Consider the following 13,189-nt stretch of genomic DNA (forward strand, 5'->3'; position numbering starts at 1 on the left):
CCTGCCTGGCAGGGACCTGAGTGATGGGCGCCGGGCGGCGTCTCGGTGTCCCGGTCGCGCGAACCGTGCCGACAGTGCGAGGGAGGGCATCGATGGCCGACAAGGTCCACGCGGACTGCACCGAGATCATCAAGTACGCCGGTCAGCTGACCAAGATCGGCACCGGCAAGAAGGCGCAGCTGCCGATCCTTGCCGCGTTGACCGGGGCGCAGCCGCTGAACCAGATGAGCGAGCTGAGCTACAACTCGTTCACCAAGCCGGCGACGACCGACACCGCCGGCCAGTTCCAGGAGGGCCTGCTGGTCGCCGGCTACCTTGCGGACAACGTCGCGGCGTTCCAGAAGTTCATCCCGGACGCGGCGAACGGCATTCAGTGCTGCGCGCAGCAGGCACAGGGCGTGGGACAGATCCTGCTGGCCACCGACGGCGGCAGTGCCGGTGAGATCGACGCGGAGGACGTGTCGGCGGCGCTCGCGTTCGCGTCCGCCGACCCCAGCGCGAAGCTGCCGAACGGCGTGCCGAAGGACATGTTCAAGGACGGCACGTTCGCCGACACCCAGGTGCAGACCATGTCCAACCAGCCCCAGGCGCTCTCCGACCCGAACAGCCAGTTCGCCGAGACGTACACCGAGCCGGGTGCGCATCTGACCACGACCACCTACATGGACGGGTCGATGCGAGTCGTCTCCTCGTACACCACGACCAACGCCAACGGGACGTACACCAACCACAGCACCACCACGGTGTACGACGAGAACGGCAAGGAACTGAAGAACGCCGGCCAGACCGAGGACACCACGTACGGTTCGGGGTACAACACCAAGGTCCGGCACGAGGGGAACACCACGGTCGAGACGACCACGTACGACAACGGGGCCGTGGACATGAAGACGACCACCAAGACCGGCAGCGGTGAACCCAAGGTGACCACCGCCCACACGGACGCTCCGGATGCCCCGGCACCGCGGGACGACGGTCCGCTGCAGACCTGGGAGCAGCAGGACCACGCTCCGGACGGCAGCAAGGACGGCGACGTCTACGCCGGTTACTAGGTCCGCTTACCAGGTCCGCGGCATCGATCGGCGAGTACAGGGGGCGTCTCGGATGGGCAGTCACAACAAGGACGATCCGGACTTCGACGGCAATTTCTTCGGGTACGACACGAGCAAGAACACCGAACTGCTGGAAAACCGGCACATGGCGTACAAGATGGGGGACGGCGACGTCTCGCATTACAACATCGAAGGCGCCAGCGGGAACAACTTCTCGAAGTACCACCCGACGATGGATCGCAGCAAGATGCCGGGCGGCAAGGACGCCTCCGGCATCAACACCGACAATCGGGGCTCGAACTGGGCCGATGCGCGCGGCAACTACGACGACGCGCACAAGGCCTGGCAGTTCGCGAACAGCTCTGATTCCAACGTTCAGAACATCATGAAGAACAACACGATCGAGCACATCCGGCACCGGATTCTCGGTCAGAACGCCAAGGGTGCCAGCGAGGTGGCGGGCCACTGGCGCGCGGTCAAGGGCACCCTGGACGACATGAGCAAGTCCGTCCACGACCCGACGTACGCGTTGTGGAGCAGCGACAAGTGGACCGGTGACGCGGCCAAGGCCTTCTTCCAGATGGGGCCCGGAGCCACCCTCAAGTCGCTACAGGACTGGACGCAGGCCGCCCAGAACAACATCGACGCGTTCGACCATCTGGCCAGCATCATTCCCGGCTACCACCAGCAGATCATCGACTTGTACAACGAGTACAAGGGCGCCATCAAGACCGCCTCCGACACGTACTTCGACAGCGGCCATCCCGGCTGGAACGTGTACGACCAGCACACCCACCTGCACATCAAGAGCGCCGACGAGCTGATGTCCAAGGGCAGCCCGTCCGACCAGAACCAGTTCATCGCGGTGATGAAGGGCGTCGGCGCCATCTATCACCTGAAGGCTCAGGACATCGAGCTGAACATGGCCAACGACTACCAGACGGCCATCACCAAGCTCCAGCAGGGCCTTTCCACGACGTTCGAGGGGCCGTGGAACGCGGTCATGGACCGCCCGGGCACGGTGCCGCCGCCGAACCTCGGCGCCGGCCCCGGCGCCGGCCCGGGTGCCACGCCGAACGTGGCCAAGCCGAACGTGGCGAAGCCCAACATCGCCAAACCGAACATCGCCAAGCCGAACGTGCCGCCGCCGGACCAGCCGGTGCAGGACGCGGTGGCGCCGGAACCGCCACCGGTCGCCCCGCCGGCTGTGTCGCCGCCGCCGGCACAGACTTCCGCGCCGCCGCCACCGGGCCCAACACCGGCTCCCGCTCCGGTGCCCGCCCCCGTGCCGCCGGTGGCGCCGACCGCGCCGCCCGCGCTCGGCCGCCGGCTCGCGCCATCGACCAGCCCCACCACCCAGAACGCGTTCCGGTCGAACGCGCAGCGGCCGCCCGGCCTCAACCGGTCCGGGGTGCTCGGCGATCGTGGCGCGAACCGGCCGTCGGCACCGAACAGCGAGGCGCCGAGCGGCCGTCCGAACGCGAGCCGCCCGCCGGCGAGCCCGGCGAAGCCGGCCCGCAACGGCAAGGCTCCGTCGCGACCGGGCGAGCCGGAGGGTGGCCGGGGTGGTGGCCGACCGGGCTCGCGCTCGCCGGCGAACCCGCAGGGCGCCAAGGGCAAGCCGGGCCAGCAACAGCAACGGCGGCCTGGTGCGCCCGGTGAGCTGGACGAGAACAGCGCGTTCCGCCGCCCGCCGGGCGGCACCTCGCCGTCCGTGCTGGACAACAAGCGGGTGCGGCCGCCGGACCCGGCGTCCGAGGACGCCCAGCGCCTGTCCGGCCGGCCGGGCAGCGGGCCGCCGAACACCACGAAGCCGGTGCTGAACAACCGCGGCCAGAAGCAGAAGAAACCGGACCGGCAGCAGTCCAGGCCGACCGGGCCGGTGAGCGGGCTGCCGATGGACAACGCGTTCGTCCCGCCGCCGAGCGGGACCGCACCGGTGCTGGAGAACCCGACGCAGTGGATGCGGCCCGGGGCGCCGGCAGACACCAGCGAGGTACCGACGAGCCTGCGCACCCCGACCCGGATGCCGAGCGGCGCGAACCTGTCGAGTGCCCGGCCGGGCACGGACAGCGCCGCCGAACTGGCGGCGCGCAAGGCGGCACAGCGTGAGCGGGAGCGTCAGAAGAAGACCGACGAGGAGTACGAGAAGATCCGCGCCTGGATGGACGGCGAGGAAGCGTTCACGGTGGAGACCCCGGGCGGGCCGGTCGTGTCCAGTCAGGCGCCGACGCCGGAGCAGCTGGCGCACCCGAAGCCCAAACTCGGGGCCTGACGAAGTGCGACGCGGTGGCCGCCCCGGCGACCACCGCGGTCGCCGTGCAGTGCCTCGACCGGCGCGCCCGCCGTGCAGTGCCTCGACCGGCGCGGTCGGCGTGCGCCCGTGACCGAACGTGGGGCGGTGCCGCAGCTCACGTGCCAGGGCGCGCAACGCCAGCGGTCGCCTGTCGGTGGCAGGCCGCGCCGGCGGGCGCCGGTCAGCGCGGTGCGCGCGCGTCGGCCGGCAGCGAGGCGCCCAGGCCCGACGGCCGGAGCGCGCTGGCCCGACCGGCCTCGACCGCGTCGTCGACCAGCTCCAACAGCCACTTCGGCGCGACCGCCAGGGCGTGCAGGAACGCGTCGAAGTCGTCGGCGCAGCGGTAGAGCAGGTTGGCCGAGATGTACTCGGCGTCGTACCGGTCGTCGTCGCGATAGTCGTCGTCGTCGTGGTACCAGACCGAACCGATGTCGTCGCCCGCCACCCGGACGGCCAGGATGCCGCCCTGCACGTAGCCGATGGGCAGGAAGTCGGCGGTGAACCGGTCACCGAACCAGCCGCTGACGTACACCAGGTCCTGCATCCGGTCGCCGCGTCCGAGACCGAAGAACGGCTGGTCGAGCACGAAACCCTGGTCGGGATGGATGCCGGGGGTGGTCGGGGTCGCGCCGTTGGTACTGGCCAGAAAGGTGCGGTAGGCCGGCGGCAACGGGAAGCCGAGCCGGCGCTCCAACCGGTCGACCAGCGAGTCGGCGAGCTGCTCGGTGTAGTCCATCGGCACCGGGGTCGCGTCGTCGATGCGCACGCCGCGCCGGGCCCGGGGCACCTTGAGCAGCGCCGCGCCACCGAGGTGTCGGAACGCACCGTGCACCTCGGCCGGCACCAGAGCCAGCCGCCGCACCCGTGGCAGGTGCACCCACACCCAGCCGGGTGGGCTCAGCGCCACGTAGTCGTCGGCGGTGAAGGTCCACAGCGGGTCGTTGGCCTTCACCATGACCTCGTTCGCGGTGAGCACGTCGAGCACCCGCTGCTCGTCGATGGTGAGTTCCGCCTTGAGCTCGGGTAGCTGCACCATCGCCCGGGCGAGCAGATCCCACTCGGGGAACCCGTACGCGTTGACGACGACGCCCTCGCGGTAGCGCATCCGCAGCGAGGGCTGGTCGAACTGGCGGATCTGCGCGGCGAACGCGGCGCCCGGGATCAGTGGACCGTCGTCAGCGGAGTCGTCAACCATCGGCGTCCCTGTTCCGCCCCGGCAGCCGGCCGGAGCGCAGATCGTCGAGCCGGCTGGCCAGGGTGTCGGCGCGCAGCCCGCGCACCAGCACCTCCAGCGCCGGCTCGATGCTGGTGCCGAGGAAGAACTCCTCGGCCGGGTGGCTGAGGTACAGCCGGCCCTGCTCGTCGACGATGAGAATGCTGCCCTCGTCGCCGGTCCGGCCGACCGGGAACGTGCGGATGCCGAGCCGACTCGCAAGCCGGAACGCCGACACCTCGACCAGGCGCACATCGGCCGGGAAGAAGTGGATCGGAAACGCGCCCACCTGTTCGCCTCGCCCGTAGGGCACCAGGTCGAGCAGGCCGAACTCGCGGTACAGGTCCCGAGCGGCGGGGAACGGTTCGTGTCGCTGGCCGCGCCCGTCGGTCTGGGCCGCGAACTCGGCCAGCCACGGGTCGACCCGGGCCGCCGCATCCCTCCCCGGCAGCCAACCGGCCGCCAGCAGGGCCGCTTCGACGTCTCGCTGGAACCGCGGGTGGTGCACGTCGATCTCGTCGAACCGGTCGGCGTCGAACGGGATCGTCGGCGGCTCGTTGGACAACTCGCCCCGCACCAGTGTGGCCGGCGTGCTCTCCCGGGACTGCCGCTGCTCGTACTCGGCGCGCAGTCGTTTCTCGATCCGACCGGACTCGAACAGCGCCTCCCGGGCCGCGAGCCGCACGTCCTCCGGGACGGGCGGGCAGCGGTAGCCCTGCTCGACGATGTGGTCCAGGAACGCCGGCTGCGGCGCGAGCCGCCGGTGTTCCAGCTGGTACGTCGAGATCGTGGACCAGATCCAGACCCCGTCGGTCAGGTACTGCACCGGGACCGCCCAGCGCAGCGCGGGGTTGGCGGGATCGAACACGTCGTAGGTGCGCTCGTCGGAGGGGACCAGCAGCGCACCGGACTGCAGGTAGCGCAGCAGCCGGTCGCGTTCCTCGTCGTCCTCGATCCAGGGCCGGCTGGCCCACGGGCGCGGCCGATCGTGCTCGTCGAAGCCGTCCGCGACCGGGGCGAACCGGAACCCGGCGACCTGTTCCGGGGGGTGATCGGGAGCGGTCGAGGCGGTCGCCAGCCGGCGTCACCCGATGCCGACCCCTGTGCGCGCTCTGCCATCTCACCGCCCTCGGATCCGTTCCGCCAACCCTAACCCGGCGACGCATCCGCCGGGCGGCAGGCGATGCGCGGGGCGACCCGCCCGTCGCCACCCGCGTACCGGGTGATCGGCTTGGGTAGCCTCGACCGGGGTCGTGGGAACGATGGCACGGGAGGGGTCGTGTTCACGCTGGACGAGGCTCGGCGCATCGCTGCCGCCTGGGTCGACCGTGGGCGGCCGGACGGTGCTCGCTGGCAGGCTCGGGTGCACGAGTTCGAACTGGGCTACGTGATCTGGGCCGTCCCGGCCGACGGCGACCGGCGCGAGGTCGGTGCTGGCCGTGGTGTCGTGGACAGGATGACCGGCGAGCTGTCGCTGTGGCCATCGCTGCCCGTGTCGAGCATCGTCGAGATGTTTCGTGCCGAGCGTGCCCGGGAGATCCCCGCTCCACGCACCTGGGACCCAGCCACCCAGGCCCGCCGCGACCTGGCCCGCGCCGGGTTCCCGGAGCACGTCACCCACCTGACGCTGGCGGATGGGCGAGCCCAGATCAGCCGCAGCACGAAGGGTGACGGTGAGCTCAACCTGCATCCGCTCGTCGCCGCGGCGCTGGCGGAGCTGCCGCCAGGATCCCGGGAGCGGGCCGCCGAGAGGTGCTCGGAGGTCGCGGCCTTCTCCGACGTGCTGCACCGGGCCGACACCCAGCGCCAGGCGGACCGGCGGCCGACGCTGTCGCTCGACGAGGTACGAGCCACCCTGTTCCGCGGCGCCGAGATCGTCACCTACCGGGTGTGCGAGCCGGGTGACGAACTCGGTGGTCGGACCGTGCCGCCCTGCCTGGCCTGCCAGTACCTGCTCGGGTGGTTCGGCTTCGAGATGGCGGGGGGACGGCGGTGACCGCGCGGTTCGGCCGTACCGCCGAGACGGCGTTGCGGACCGCCGGCTGGACCCCCGGCCGGGACGTGTCGGCCGCGACCGCCGAGGCGATCCGGCGCACCGGTGAGCGGATCGGCGCAGACGGTGCCCGGCTGCGGGCGTTCCCGGCGGCGGTCACGGCGCTGAACGAGTTCGGCGGGCTGGCGATCGTCCCCAGGGAGCCGGGCGTCGATCAGGTACCGCAGCCCTTCGCGTTCGATCCGTTGCTGGCGCCGTTGTGTGCCGAGACCCTCGCCGACGTGTCCACCGTCCTCGGTCTGCCGCTCTACCCGCTCGGCGTCGAGGGTGACGTCGCCGCGCTGCTGGCGATCGACGAGCAGGGCCGGGTGTTCTCCATCGACCACACCGGCGAGTGGTTCCTCGGTGCGACGGTGGACGCGGCGATCGAGACGCTCGTCGCGGGGCGCCGACCGCCCCGGCTGCGGGACGACGGGACCTGGCCGCCGGCGGTTCAGCCCGCCTCGTAGCGGTGCTCGAAGTCGGCCAACGCCTTGCGCCGGCCGGCCAGCTCCGCCTCGATTGCGTCCCGCCGGAACCGCTCGGGTGCCACCTGGAGCGCGAGCCGGCCGGCCGGCGTCCAGAACGACGCCTCGGGCACCTCGTCGGCCCCGGACGCCGCGAACTTGAGCACCTCCGCGGTTGCCGCTGTCGCCGCGGAGAGCAGGTAGTAGACCGTGGTGAGATCGTCGTCGGACAGGTCGCCGGAGCCGAGCACGGCCTCGGCGTTCATCGTGAAGAGCTCCGCCGCGCCCAGCCACTCGCCGGCGTCGAGCAGCGTGGACGGCACGTCGTCCGGCCCGTACCGCACGTCGAAGGAGACCACGGGGGGCTCGGTCGGCAGTTCGAAGGTGAAGCTGCGGTCCCGGCCGCACGCCGGGCACCGACCCGAGTACCGCACGACGAACGCGCCGTCCGCCGAGCTGTGGTCGCTCTGCCGGTCGAACTGCGCCTCGCCGCAGGCGCACGGCCGCAACTCCATGTAGAGGTACGCCTCGTCGAAGGTGCGGGCGCGGGGAACAGCCATGGGCGCCACGATAGCCACCGCGGTCGAGCCGCGGTCGGGCGCCGCGGTACCGAGGACGGCCCCTACTGGGTGGCGCCGAGCAGGTCCTCCAGCTCCAGGGTGCGCAGATCGTCGCGGGACGGCATCCGGCCGAGCCTGCGCAGCCGGCCGGACTGCGCCTTACGCATGCTTTCCAGCAGCTTGCGGGCTTCGCGGGCGTTGCCGAAGTTCTGCCCCATCTGGATCTGGCTGAACCATTCGTACAGCGCGTCGTCCAACCCGTCGCCGAGCAGGTAGTCGTCGTTCTTGGCGATGCGGCTGACGATGAGCAGCAGTTCCTTGGGCGTGTAGTTCTCGAACTCCAGCGTCTTGGCGAACCGGGAGGCCAGACCGGAGTTGGCGTCGAGGAACTCGGTCATCTCGTTGGTGTAGCCGGCGACGATCACCGCGATCTCGTCACGGTGGTCTTCCATCAGCTTCACCAGGGTGTCGATGGCCTCCTGACCGAAGTCGCCGCTGCCGCCCCCGGATGCCCGGGAGAGCGTGTACGCCTCGTCGATGAACAGCACGCCGCCCATCGCCTCCTCGATGACGGCCGAGGTCTTCTCCGCGGTGTGGCCGATGTACTGCCCGACCATGTCTCGGCGGGCGACCTCCTTGAACTTGCCGGCCGGGAGCACGCCGAGCGCCTTGAGCAGTTGCCCGTAGATGCGGGCGACGGTGGTCTTGCCGGTACCGGGGGCGCCGGTGAAGATCAGGTGGTGGCTGACCGCGCCGACCGCGAGGCCCGCGTTGCGGCGCCACTCGTTGACCTGGATCTCGTCGATCAGCGCCCGGACCTCGGCCTTGACCGAGGCGAGGCCGACCATGGCGTCCAGGTCGGACAGCAGCCGATCGATCTGGGCGGGGTCCTGCTGGGTGGCGCCTTCCAGCGCGGCGACGCCGACCTTCGGTCGGTGTGCGGTGGACAGCGGCTCCCGGATGCTGGGGTTCGCGCCCTCGTCGACGTGGATGCCCGGGCTGGCGGTGTTCTCGACCCGGCACTCGTCGACCTTGCCGCCACAACCCCGGCCGAACATGATCCCGACGCCCTGAGTGTCGTGGATCCAGGAGCCGTCGATCGTGGGTGAGCTGCCGTGGGCGATGGAGATGCCCGCGTCGCCGGTCTGCGAGATGTCGCAGCGTTCGATGGTCGGACGCCCGGACTGGTAGACGTACACCCCACGGAAGCCGCACCCGGTGATGGTCGAGTTACGGATCGTGGGGTCGGCGCCGAGTCGGACGATGATTCCGTCGTCCGCGACGTTGGTGATCTCGCACTTGTCCAGCAGCCCGCCGGCGTCCTCGATGACGAAGCCGTACTGCCCGCCGGTCACCTTCGTGTCGGCGGCCTCCAGGCGCGTCCGGTTCGTCACGTTCACCGCGGGCGCGTACCCGGCCTGCAGAGTGCACTTCTCCAGCGAGATGCGGCCGCCGCGGACATCGACGGTGGCCCGGTCCGCGGACCGCAGGGACAGCCCGCGAACGGTCACCTCGCAGTCGCGCGCCTGCAGCGTCGGCAGCCCGGCCGAGGTCGAGTCGACCGTCACCGACCCCGCGTCGCCGGACGCCACCAGGGACACCCGCAGGCCGGACAGCACCAGCGCCTCCGGATACTCACCCGGAGCGATCGAAATGGTGTCGCCGGGCGAGGCGATCTCCAACGCATCGCGGATCGTGGGGTAGGCCCCGGGCTGCTGGGTCGAGACGACAAGGTTGCGTGCCATGGCTCCGCCGGTGGAAGGGTTGACTTCTGCGCACACTATCTCAGGGGGTCCACGCAGGCGCGGGACGCGGTGACTTCCTGGCCACGCCCTAGAGTACTGACGACGCAACAGCTTGAGGAGACGCGGACGACGTGGATCTCGGCGAGGACGAGCAGCCGCCGGCCTGGCAGCCGGCGAACGACGTCGAGCGGCTGATGCTCGACGCCCTGGTGCGCAACCACTCACAGGACTACTTCCGGCTGGTGGCGACCGCCCCGCTGTACCTGCCGGTCTTCCTGGGCGACGCCAACACCGACCGCCAGCGGGTCGTGGTGAAGACCATCTCCGACGCCGAGCACCTGCTCGTGTTCACCTCGGTGCGGGGGCTCACCGGGTACGTCGAGGCCGGCTACACGCCCGACAGTCGCCCCGACGGGTACGCCCAGACCAGCTACGAGGAGTTGGCCGCCCGGCGGCCGGAGCCGGAGTGGCGGCTGGCCATCAACCCGGGCCAGCCGATCGACGCCTACGTCGAGATCGACGCGGTGATGCACGCCGCGCTGGGTGACATCCAGATCCCGCTCGCGGACGAGCTGATCGACCCGGCCGGGGTCGGCGAGCGCGCGCCGATCCCGGCGGACTTCGTCCCAGCGAACGAGGCGGAGCGGGCCATCGAGTACGGACTGGTCCACCGCGACATCGACGTCGCGATCGACGCGTTGGTCGTCGCGGACGTGCTGGTCGCCACGGCGGAGCAGGCCCGGCCGGACGCGGCGCTGACCGACCCGGACTTCCCGTGGCAGCTGGAGTCGATCGACGACATCCCGTCGATCTGCGTGTTCACCTCGCAGCAGCGGCTGACCGAGGTGCTTCCACCGGACACCCCGGCGTACCCGACGACGCTGGTCAAGCTGGCGCTGGCCTGGCCGGACGAGGACTGCCAGCTGATGGTCAACATCGGTTCGGCGATCGAGCTGGCGTTCGAGGGCGCGATGATCCCCTCGTTCGTGTCCTGGGCCTCGGACCTGATGGAGCGGGTCGAGTCCGGCGAGTACGCGGAGCCGGCCGATGCCCGGTTGGCGGACGCGGCCGGCACCGGTGTGGTGGTCGGAGGGCATGCGGTGGACGCGGTGATGCCGCCGGCGATCGGCGACCTGGCGCCGCCGGTCGGTGCCGCGGCGCCGGTGGCCGACCCGGTGCTGTTCCAGAAGGTGCTCACGCCCGAACAGGTCCAGGCGTACCTGCGGGGCGGTGACCGGCGTGTCGCGGGCTTCGTCCACCCGTACGAGAGCGTGCGTGAGCTGACCACGCCACAGCAGCTCTACACCGGGCTCGGCCTGCTGCACGATCGCACCCCGTTCCGCGTCGACGACGAGGAAGTGCACGTTCTGCGGTGGACTGCCTACTGTCCGGAGCTGTATCGGCTCGCCATCGGTGGACGTGACGAACGGACCCGAGCCGCGGTGGATGGCTGGGTCGTGGCGCCGGCTCCGTTCCTGGGCAGTGGGATCGCGCCGGGCAGCGCCGGGGCACCGGAGTTCAAGGTGGACAGCGTCGAGTTGCCACACGGCGCGCAGCTGTGCCGGCTGGACCGGTACGGGCGGCAGAGCGAGGTGGCGAACTTCGACGCGGACACCGGGACCTGGGCCGCCGCCGTCGGACGGCCGAGCTGGACGGAGGACGTTCGATGATCGCGTCCGGATACCGAGCCCGCTGGCAGGGCACCGAGTACGAGGCGAGCCCGGACGGCGCCCTGGTCCGGCTGTACGGGTCGGACCAGGCCCCGGGCTTCGACGAGGTGCGGCCCGGCCGGTACCGGCGGATCGTGCCGGTCACCGAGCTGGAGTGGTTCGGTTACCTGCACGTGACCGGCCGGATCGACGGCGCGCCGGTCGTGCTGCTCGCCGAGCGCGGCGACGAGGTCCTGGCCGAGTACGTCGGCGGCCGGGGCCCGGTCGGAGCTGCGCTCGGACTGCCCGCGGTCGAACCCGGGGTGTACCGGGGTTGGGTGCCGCGGGCCAGGGTGGCCGATGTCATGCCCCGTCGAACCGGCTCGTGAACTGCCGTTCACTTGCTCGCGGCGATTACCGTTTTCTCGGATAGAGTCGGCATCATTTCTCGTCGATGCGTGCATCGCGACGCGAGGAACGTCCGAGGAGGTGCTGGATGATCGACGGGCCGGACCGGCCGCAGCGACCGGTCGACCACCCGGACTGGAGCGCGCTGCACGGCGCGTTCTCCGACCTGCGCAAACAGGTCGCCCGGGCGAAGGATGTGCAGAAGAAGGTCTTCCATCTCACGGCCACCGCGTGGTCGCCGGACCGGATGATCAAGGTCGTCGTCGGCCCGCGGGGCCAGCTCGTCGACCTGGACATCGACCCCCGGGTCTACCGGCAGCCCAACTCCAAGGCGCTGGCCCGGTCGATCCTGGAGACCAGCCGGCAGGCGATCGAGCAGATCGCCGTGCAGACCGAGCAGATCCTCGACGAGGACGTCCCGGCCGACCTGCGCATCGGCCGCACCGGTGCGGTCGATTTCCGCGCCGTGCTGAAGAGCCACGACGCCGAACTCCCGAAGAAGGTCGACGCGGAGGAGGACGACTGATGGGCGAGGGCACGTTCGTCCAGATGGACGGCGACGCAACCAACTCCGCCGGCGCCCGGTACGCGCTGGCCGGTGACCGGTTGACCGCCAGAGGGTCGGCGGTGCGGTCCGGGATCGAGTCGGCCGAGGGACCGGCGCCCTGGGGCGACGACAAGTTCGGTAAGGCCTTCCTGGAAAAGTACGGCAACCCGCAGGACGGCGACGAGACGCTGACCTTCATGACCGACGGTGGCGACCAGGTCAGTACGGTCGGCAACGCGGTGCAGTGGGCGGCCGTCGACGGAATCGACGCGGACTCGCAGGCCAAGCAGGCGATCCACTCGCTCGAGACCGACAAGCCGAAGGTGGCGGGCTCGCGCAGCGGCAGCATCATGACCGCGACCCGGACCCGCTCCGAGCGGACCGGCTCGTCCGGCAACGGCACCGGGTCCGGGTCCGGCGGAAGCCGAACCACCGGAGCGGTCGACGCGAGGTACGCGACCGCCGAGGCCACCGGCGGCGAGGGCACCGACAGCCGGCAGCCGGACCGCCGGCTGTCGCTCGCCAGTGTCGCCACCGGCGGCATGACGATGCTGCATGCGGTGGACGAACCGACCCCGCACGAGGGCGACCGACGGATGGCGCACGAGGTCTTCCGTTCCGGCGTCGGCTGGGTCACCGACGGTGTGTTGCCGGAGGGCTCCGAGCGGCCCGGCGACGGTTCCGATCAGGTCGAGTTCCGGCGTGCCACCGCCGCGGAGTTCACGCCGGTGGACGGCGCGTCGGCGCGGGCCGGCGAGTTGCACGCGGTGTACCGGCAGGACGGCGCACCGACCGACGGGGCCGCGCCGATGCACCCCGCGGGCTCCCCGCAGCCGGGATCCGGCTGGTCGGCCGGCCATGGCTACCCGGAGTTCCGCGCCGTGGACCAGACCGGCGGGGTGGTCGGGCAGGCGCAGGACGTCGTGTCCACCGACCAGCACGGCGGAGTGCAGGGCATGGAGCACGCCGAGTTCCGGGTGGACGGTGCCGGCCAGCCCGTCGACGGAGCCGAACGGTACGTGCAGGAGGTCTACCGGCAGGACGGCGGCTGGACCCCGACGGCGGCGGTCGCCGATCCCCAGGGAATGGTCCGGGCCGAGGGAACGGTGCTGCCGGGGGCAGAACAGGTCTAGCCCGCCCCAGGACGGAAACACAACCTCGGGCGGCCGTTCTGGAGGGCCGCCCGAGTCATCACATCTGCAGCGGAGAGGAGGTAGCCG

General features: G+C 71.1%; 12 protein-coding genes. 8 read left to right on the forward strand and 4 right to left on the reverse strand.

Features of this window, described 5'->3' with window-relative positions:
- Positions 1-92 precede the first annotated feature (92 nt).
- Both Athai_RS03830 and Athai_RS03835 read left to right on the forward strand, forming a co-directional pair.
- Positions 93-1,052 carry a hypothetical protein gene (locus tag Athai_RS03830; protein ID WP_203960184.1) on the forward strand — a complete coding sequence of 320 codons (960 nt, stop codon included), beginning with the start codon at positions 93-95 and terminating at the stop codon, positions 1,050-1,052.
- Complete coding sequence (locus tag Athai_RS03835; RefSeq protein ID WP_203960185.1) at positions 952-3,327, forward strand: hypothetical protein; 2,376 nt, start codon at positions 952-954, stop codon at positions 3,325-3,327. The genes Athai_RS03830 and Athai_RS03835 overlap by 101 nt, the downstream gene beginning before the upstream one ends.
- A gap of 202 nt (positions 3,328-3,529) precedes the next feature.
- Here the strand turns inward: Athai_RS03835 and Athai_RS03840 are convergent, their stop codons facing one another.
- Both Athai_RS03840 and Athai_RS03845 read right to left on the reverse strand, forming a co-directional pair.
- Positions 3,530-4,543, reverse strand: a complete 1,014-nt coding sequence (locus Athai_RS03840; RefSeq protein WP_203960186.1) for an SMI1/KNR4 family protein — start codon at positions 4,541-4,543, stop codon at positions 3,530-3,532.
- The gene (locus tag Athai_RS03845) at positions 4,536-5,429 is read right to left on the reverse strand and encodes an SUKH-3 domain-containing protein (RefSeq protein WP_203960187.1); all 894 of its coding nucleotides are present in this window, start codon (positions 5,427-5,429) and stop codon (positions 4,536-4,538) included. Before Athai_RS03845 ends, Athai_RS03840 begins: the two co-directional genes overlap by 8 nt.
- Before the next feature lie 411 nt (positions 5,430-5,840).
- Between Athai_RS03845 and Athai_RS03850 the strand changes: the two genes are divergently transcribed.
- Both Athai_RS03850 and Athai_RS03855 read left to right on the forward strand, forming a co-directional pair.
- The gene (locus Athai_RS03850) at positions 5,841-6,557 is read left to right on the forward strand and encodes a YwqJ-related putative deaminase (protein WP_203960188.1); all 717 of its coding nucleotides are present in this window, start codon (positions 5,841-5,843) and stop codon (positions 6,555-6,557) included.
- Positions 6,554-7,063: an SUKH-3 domain-containing protein gene (locus tag Athai_RS03855; RefSeq protein WP_203960189.1), complete on the forward strand. Its 510-nt coding sequence runs from the start codon at positions 6,554-6,556 to the stop codon at positions 7,061-7,063. The genes Athai_RS03850 and Athai_RS03855 overlap by 4 nt, the downstream gene beginning before the upstream one ends.
- Here Athai_RS03855 and Athai_RS03860 read toward each other — a convergent pair.
- Together Athai_RS03860 and Athai_RS03865 are read right to left on the reverse strand one after the other, a co-directional pair.
- Positions 7,048-7,620 (reverse strand): hypothetical protein, encoded by a 573-nt coding sequence (locus tag Athai_RS03860; RefSeq protein WP_203960190.1) that lies wholly within the window; start codon positions 7,618-7,620, stop codon positions 7,048-7,050. The genes Athai_RS03855 and Athai_RS03860 overlap by 16 nt on opposite strands.
- A 62-nt stretch (positions 7,621-7,682) precedes the next feature.
- Positions 7,683-9,365: a right-handed parallel beta-helix repeat-containing protein gene (locus Athai_RS03865; RefSeq protein WP_203960191.1), complete on the reverse strand. Its 1,683-nt coding sequence runs from the start codon at positions 9,363-9,365 to the stop codon at positions 7,683-7,685.
- A gap of 131 nt (positions 9,366-9,496) precedes the next feature.
- On the opposite strand from Athai_RS03865, the gene Athai_RS03870 reads away from it, so the two are divergent.
- The 4 genes from Athai_RS03870 (at position 9,497) to Athai_RS03885 (ending at position 13,102) form a co-directional block, all read left to right on the forward strand.
- Positions 9,497-11,035 carry an SseB family protein gene (locus Athai_RS03870; protein WP_203960192.1) on the forward strand — a complete coding sequence of 513 codons (1,539 nt, stop codon included), beginning with the start codon at positions 9,497-9,499 and terminating at the stop codon, positions 11,033-11,035.
- Positions 11,032-11,403 carry a hypothetical protein gene (locus Athai_RS03875; protein ID WP_239156704.1) on the forward strand — a complete coding sequence of 124 codons (372 nt, stop codon included), beginning with the start codon at positions 11,032-11,034 and terminating at the stop codon, positions 11,401-11,403. The genes Athai_RS03870 and Athai_RS03875 overlap by 4 nt, the downstream gene beginning before the upstream one ends.
- Before the next feature lie 107 nt (positions 11,404-11,510).
- On the forward strand, positions 11,511-11,948 hold the full coding sequence (locus tag Athai_RS03880; RefSeq protein ID WP_203960193.1) for a YbaB/EbfC family nucleoid-associated protein: 438 nt from the start codon (positions 11,511-11,513) through the stop codon (positions 11,946-11,948).
- Positions 11,948-13,102, forward strand: coding sequence for a hypothetical protein (locus tag Athai_RS03885; protein ID WP_203960194.1), 1,155 nt, complete (start codon positions 11,948-11,950; stop codon positions 13,100-13,102). The genes Athai_RS03880 and Athai_RS03885 overlap by 1 nt, the downstream gene beginning before the upstream one ends.
- The last annotated feature ends 87 nt before the right edge of the window (positions 13,103-13,189 follow it).

This window comes from Actinocatenispora thailandica, assembly GCF_016865425.1.
GTDB lineage: Bacteria > Actinomycetota > Actinomycetes > Mycobacteriales > Micromonosporaceae > Actinocatenispora > Actinocatenispora thailandica.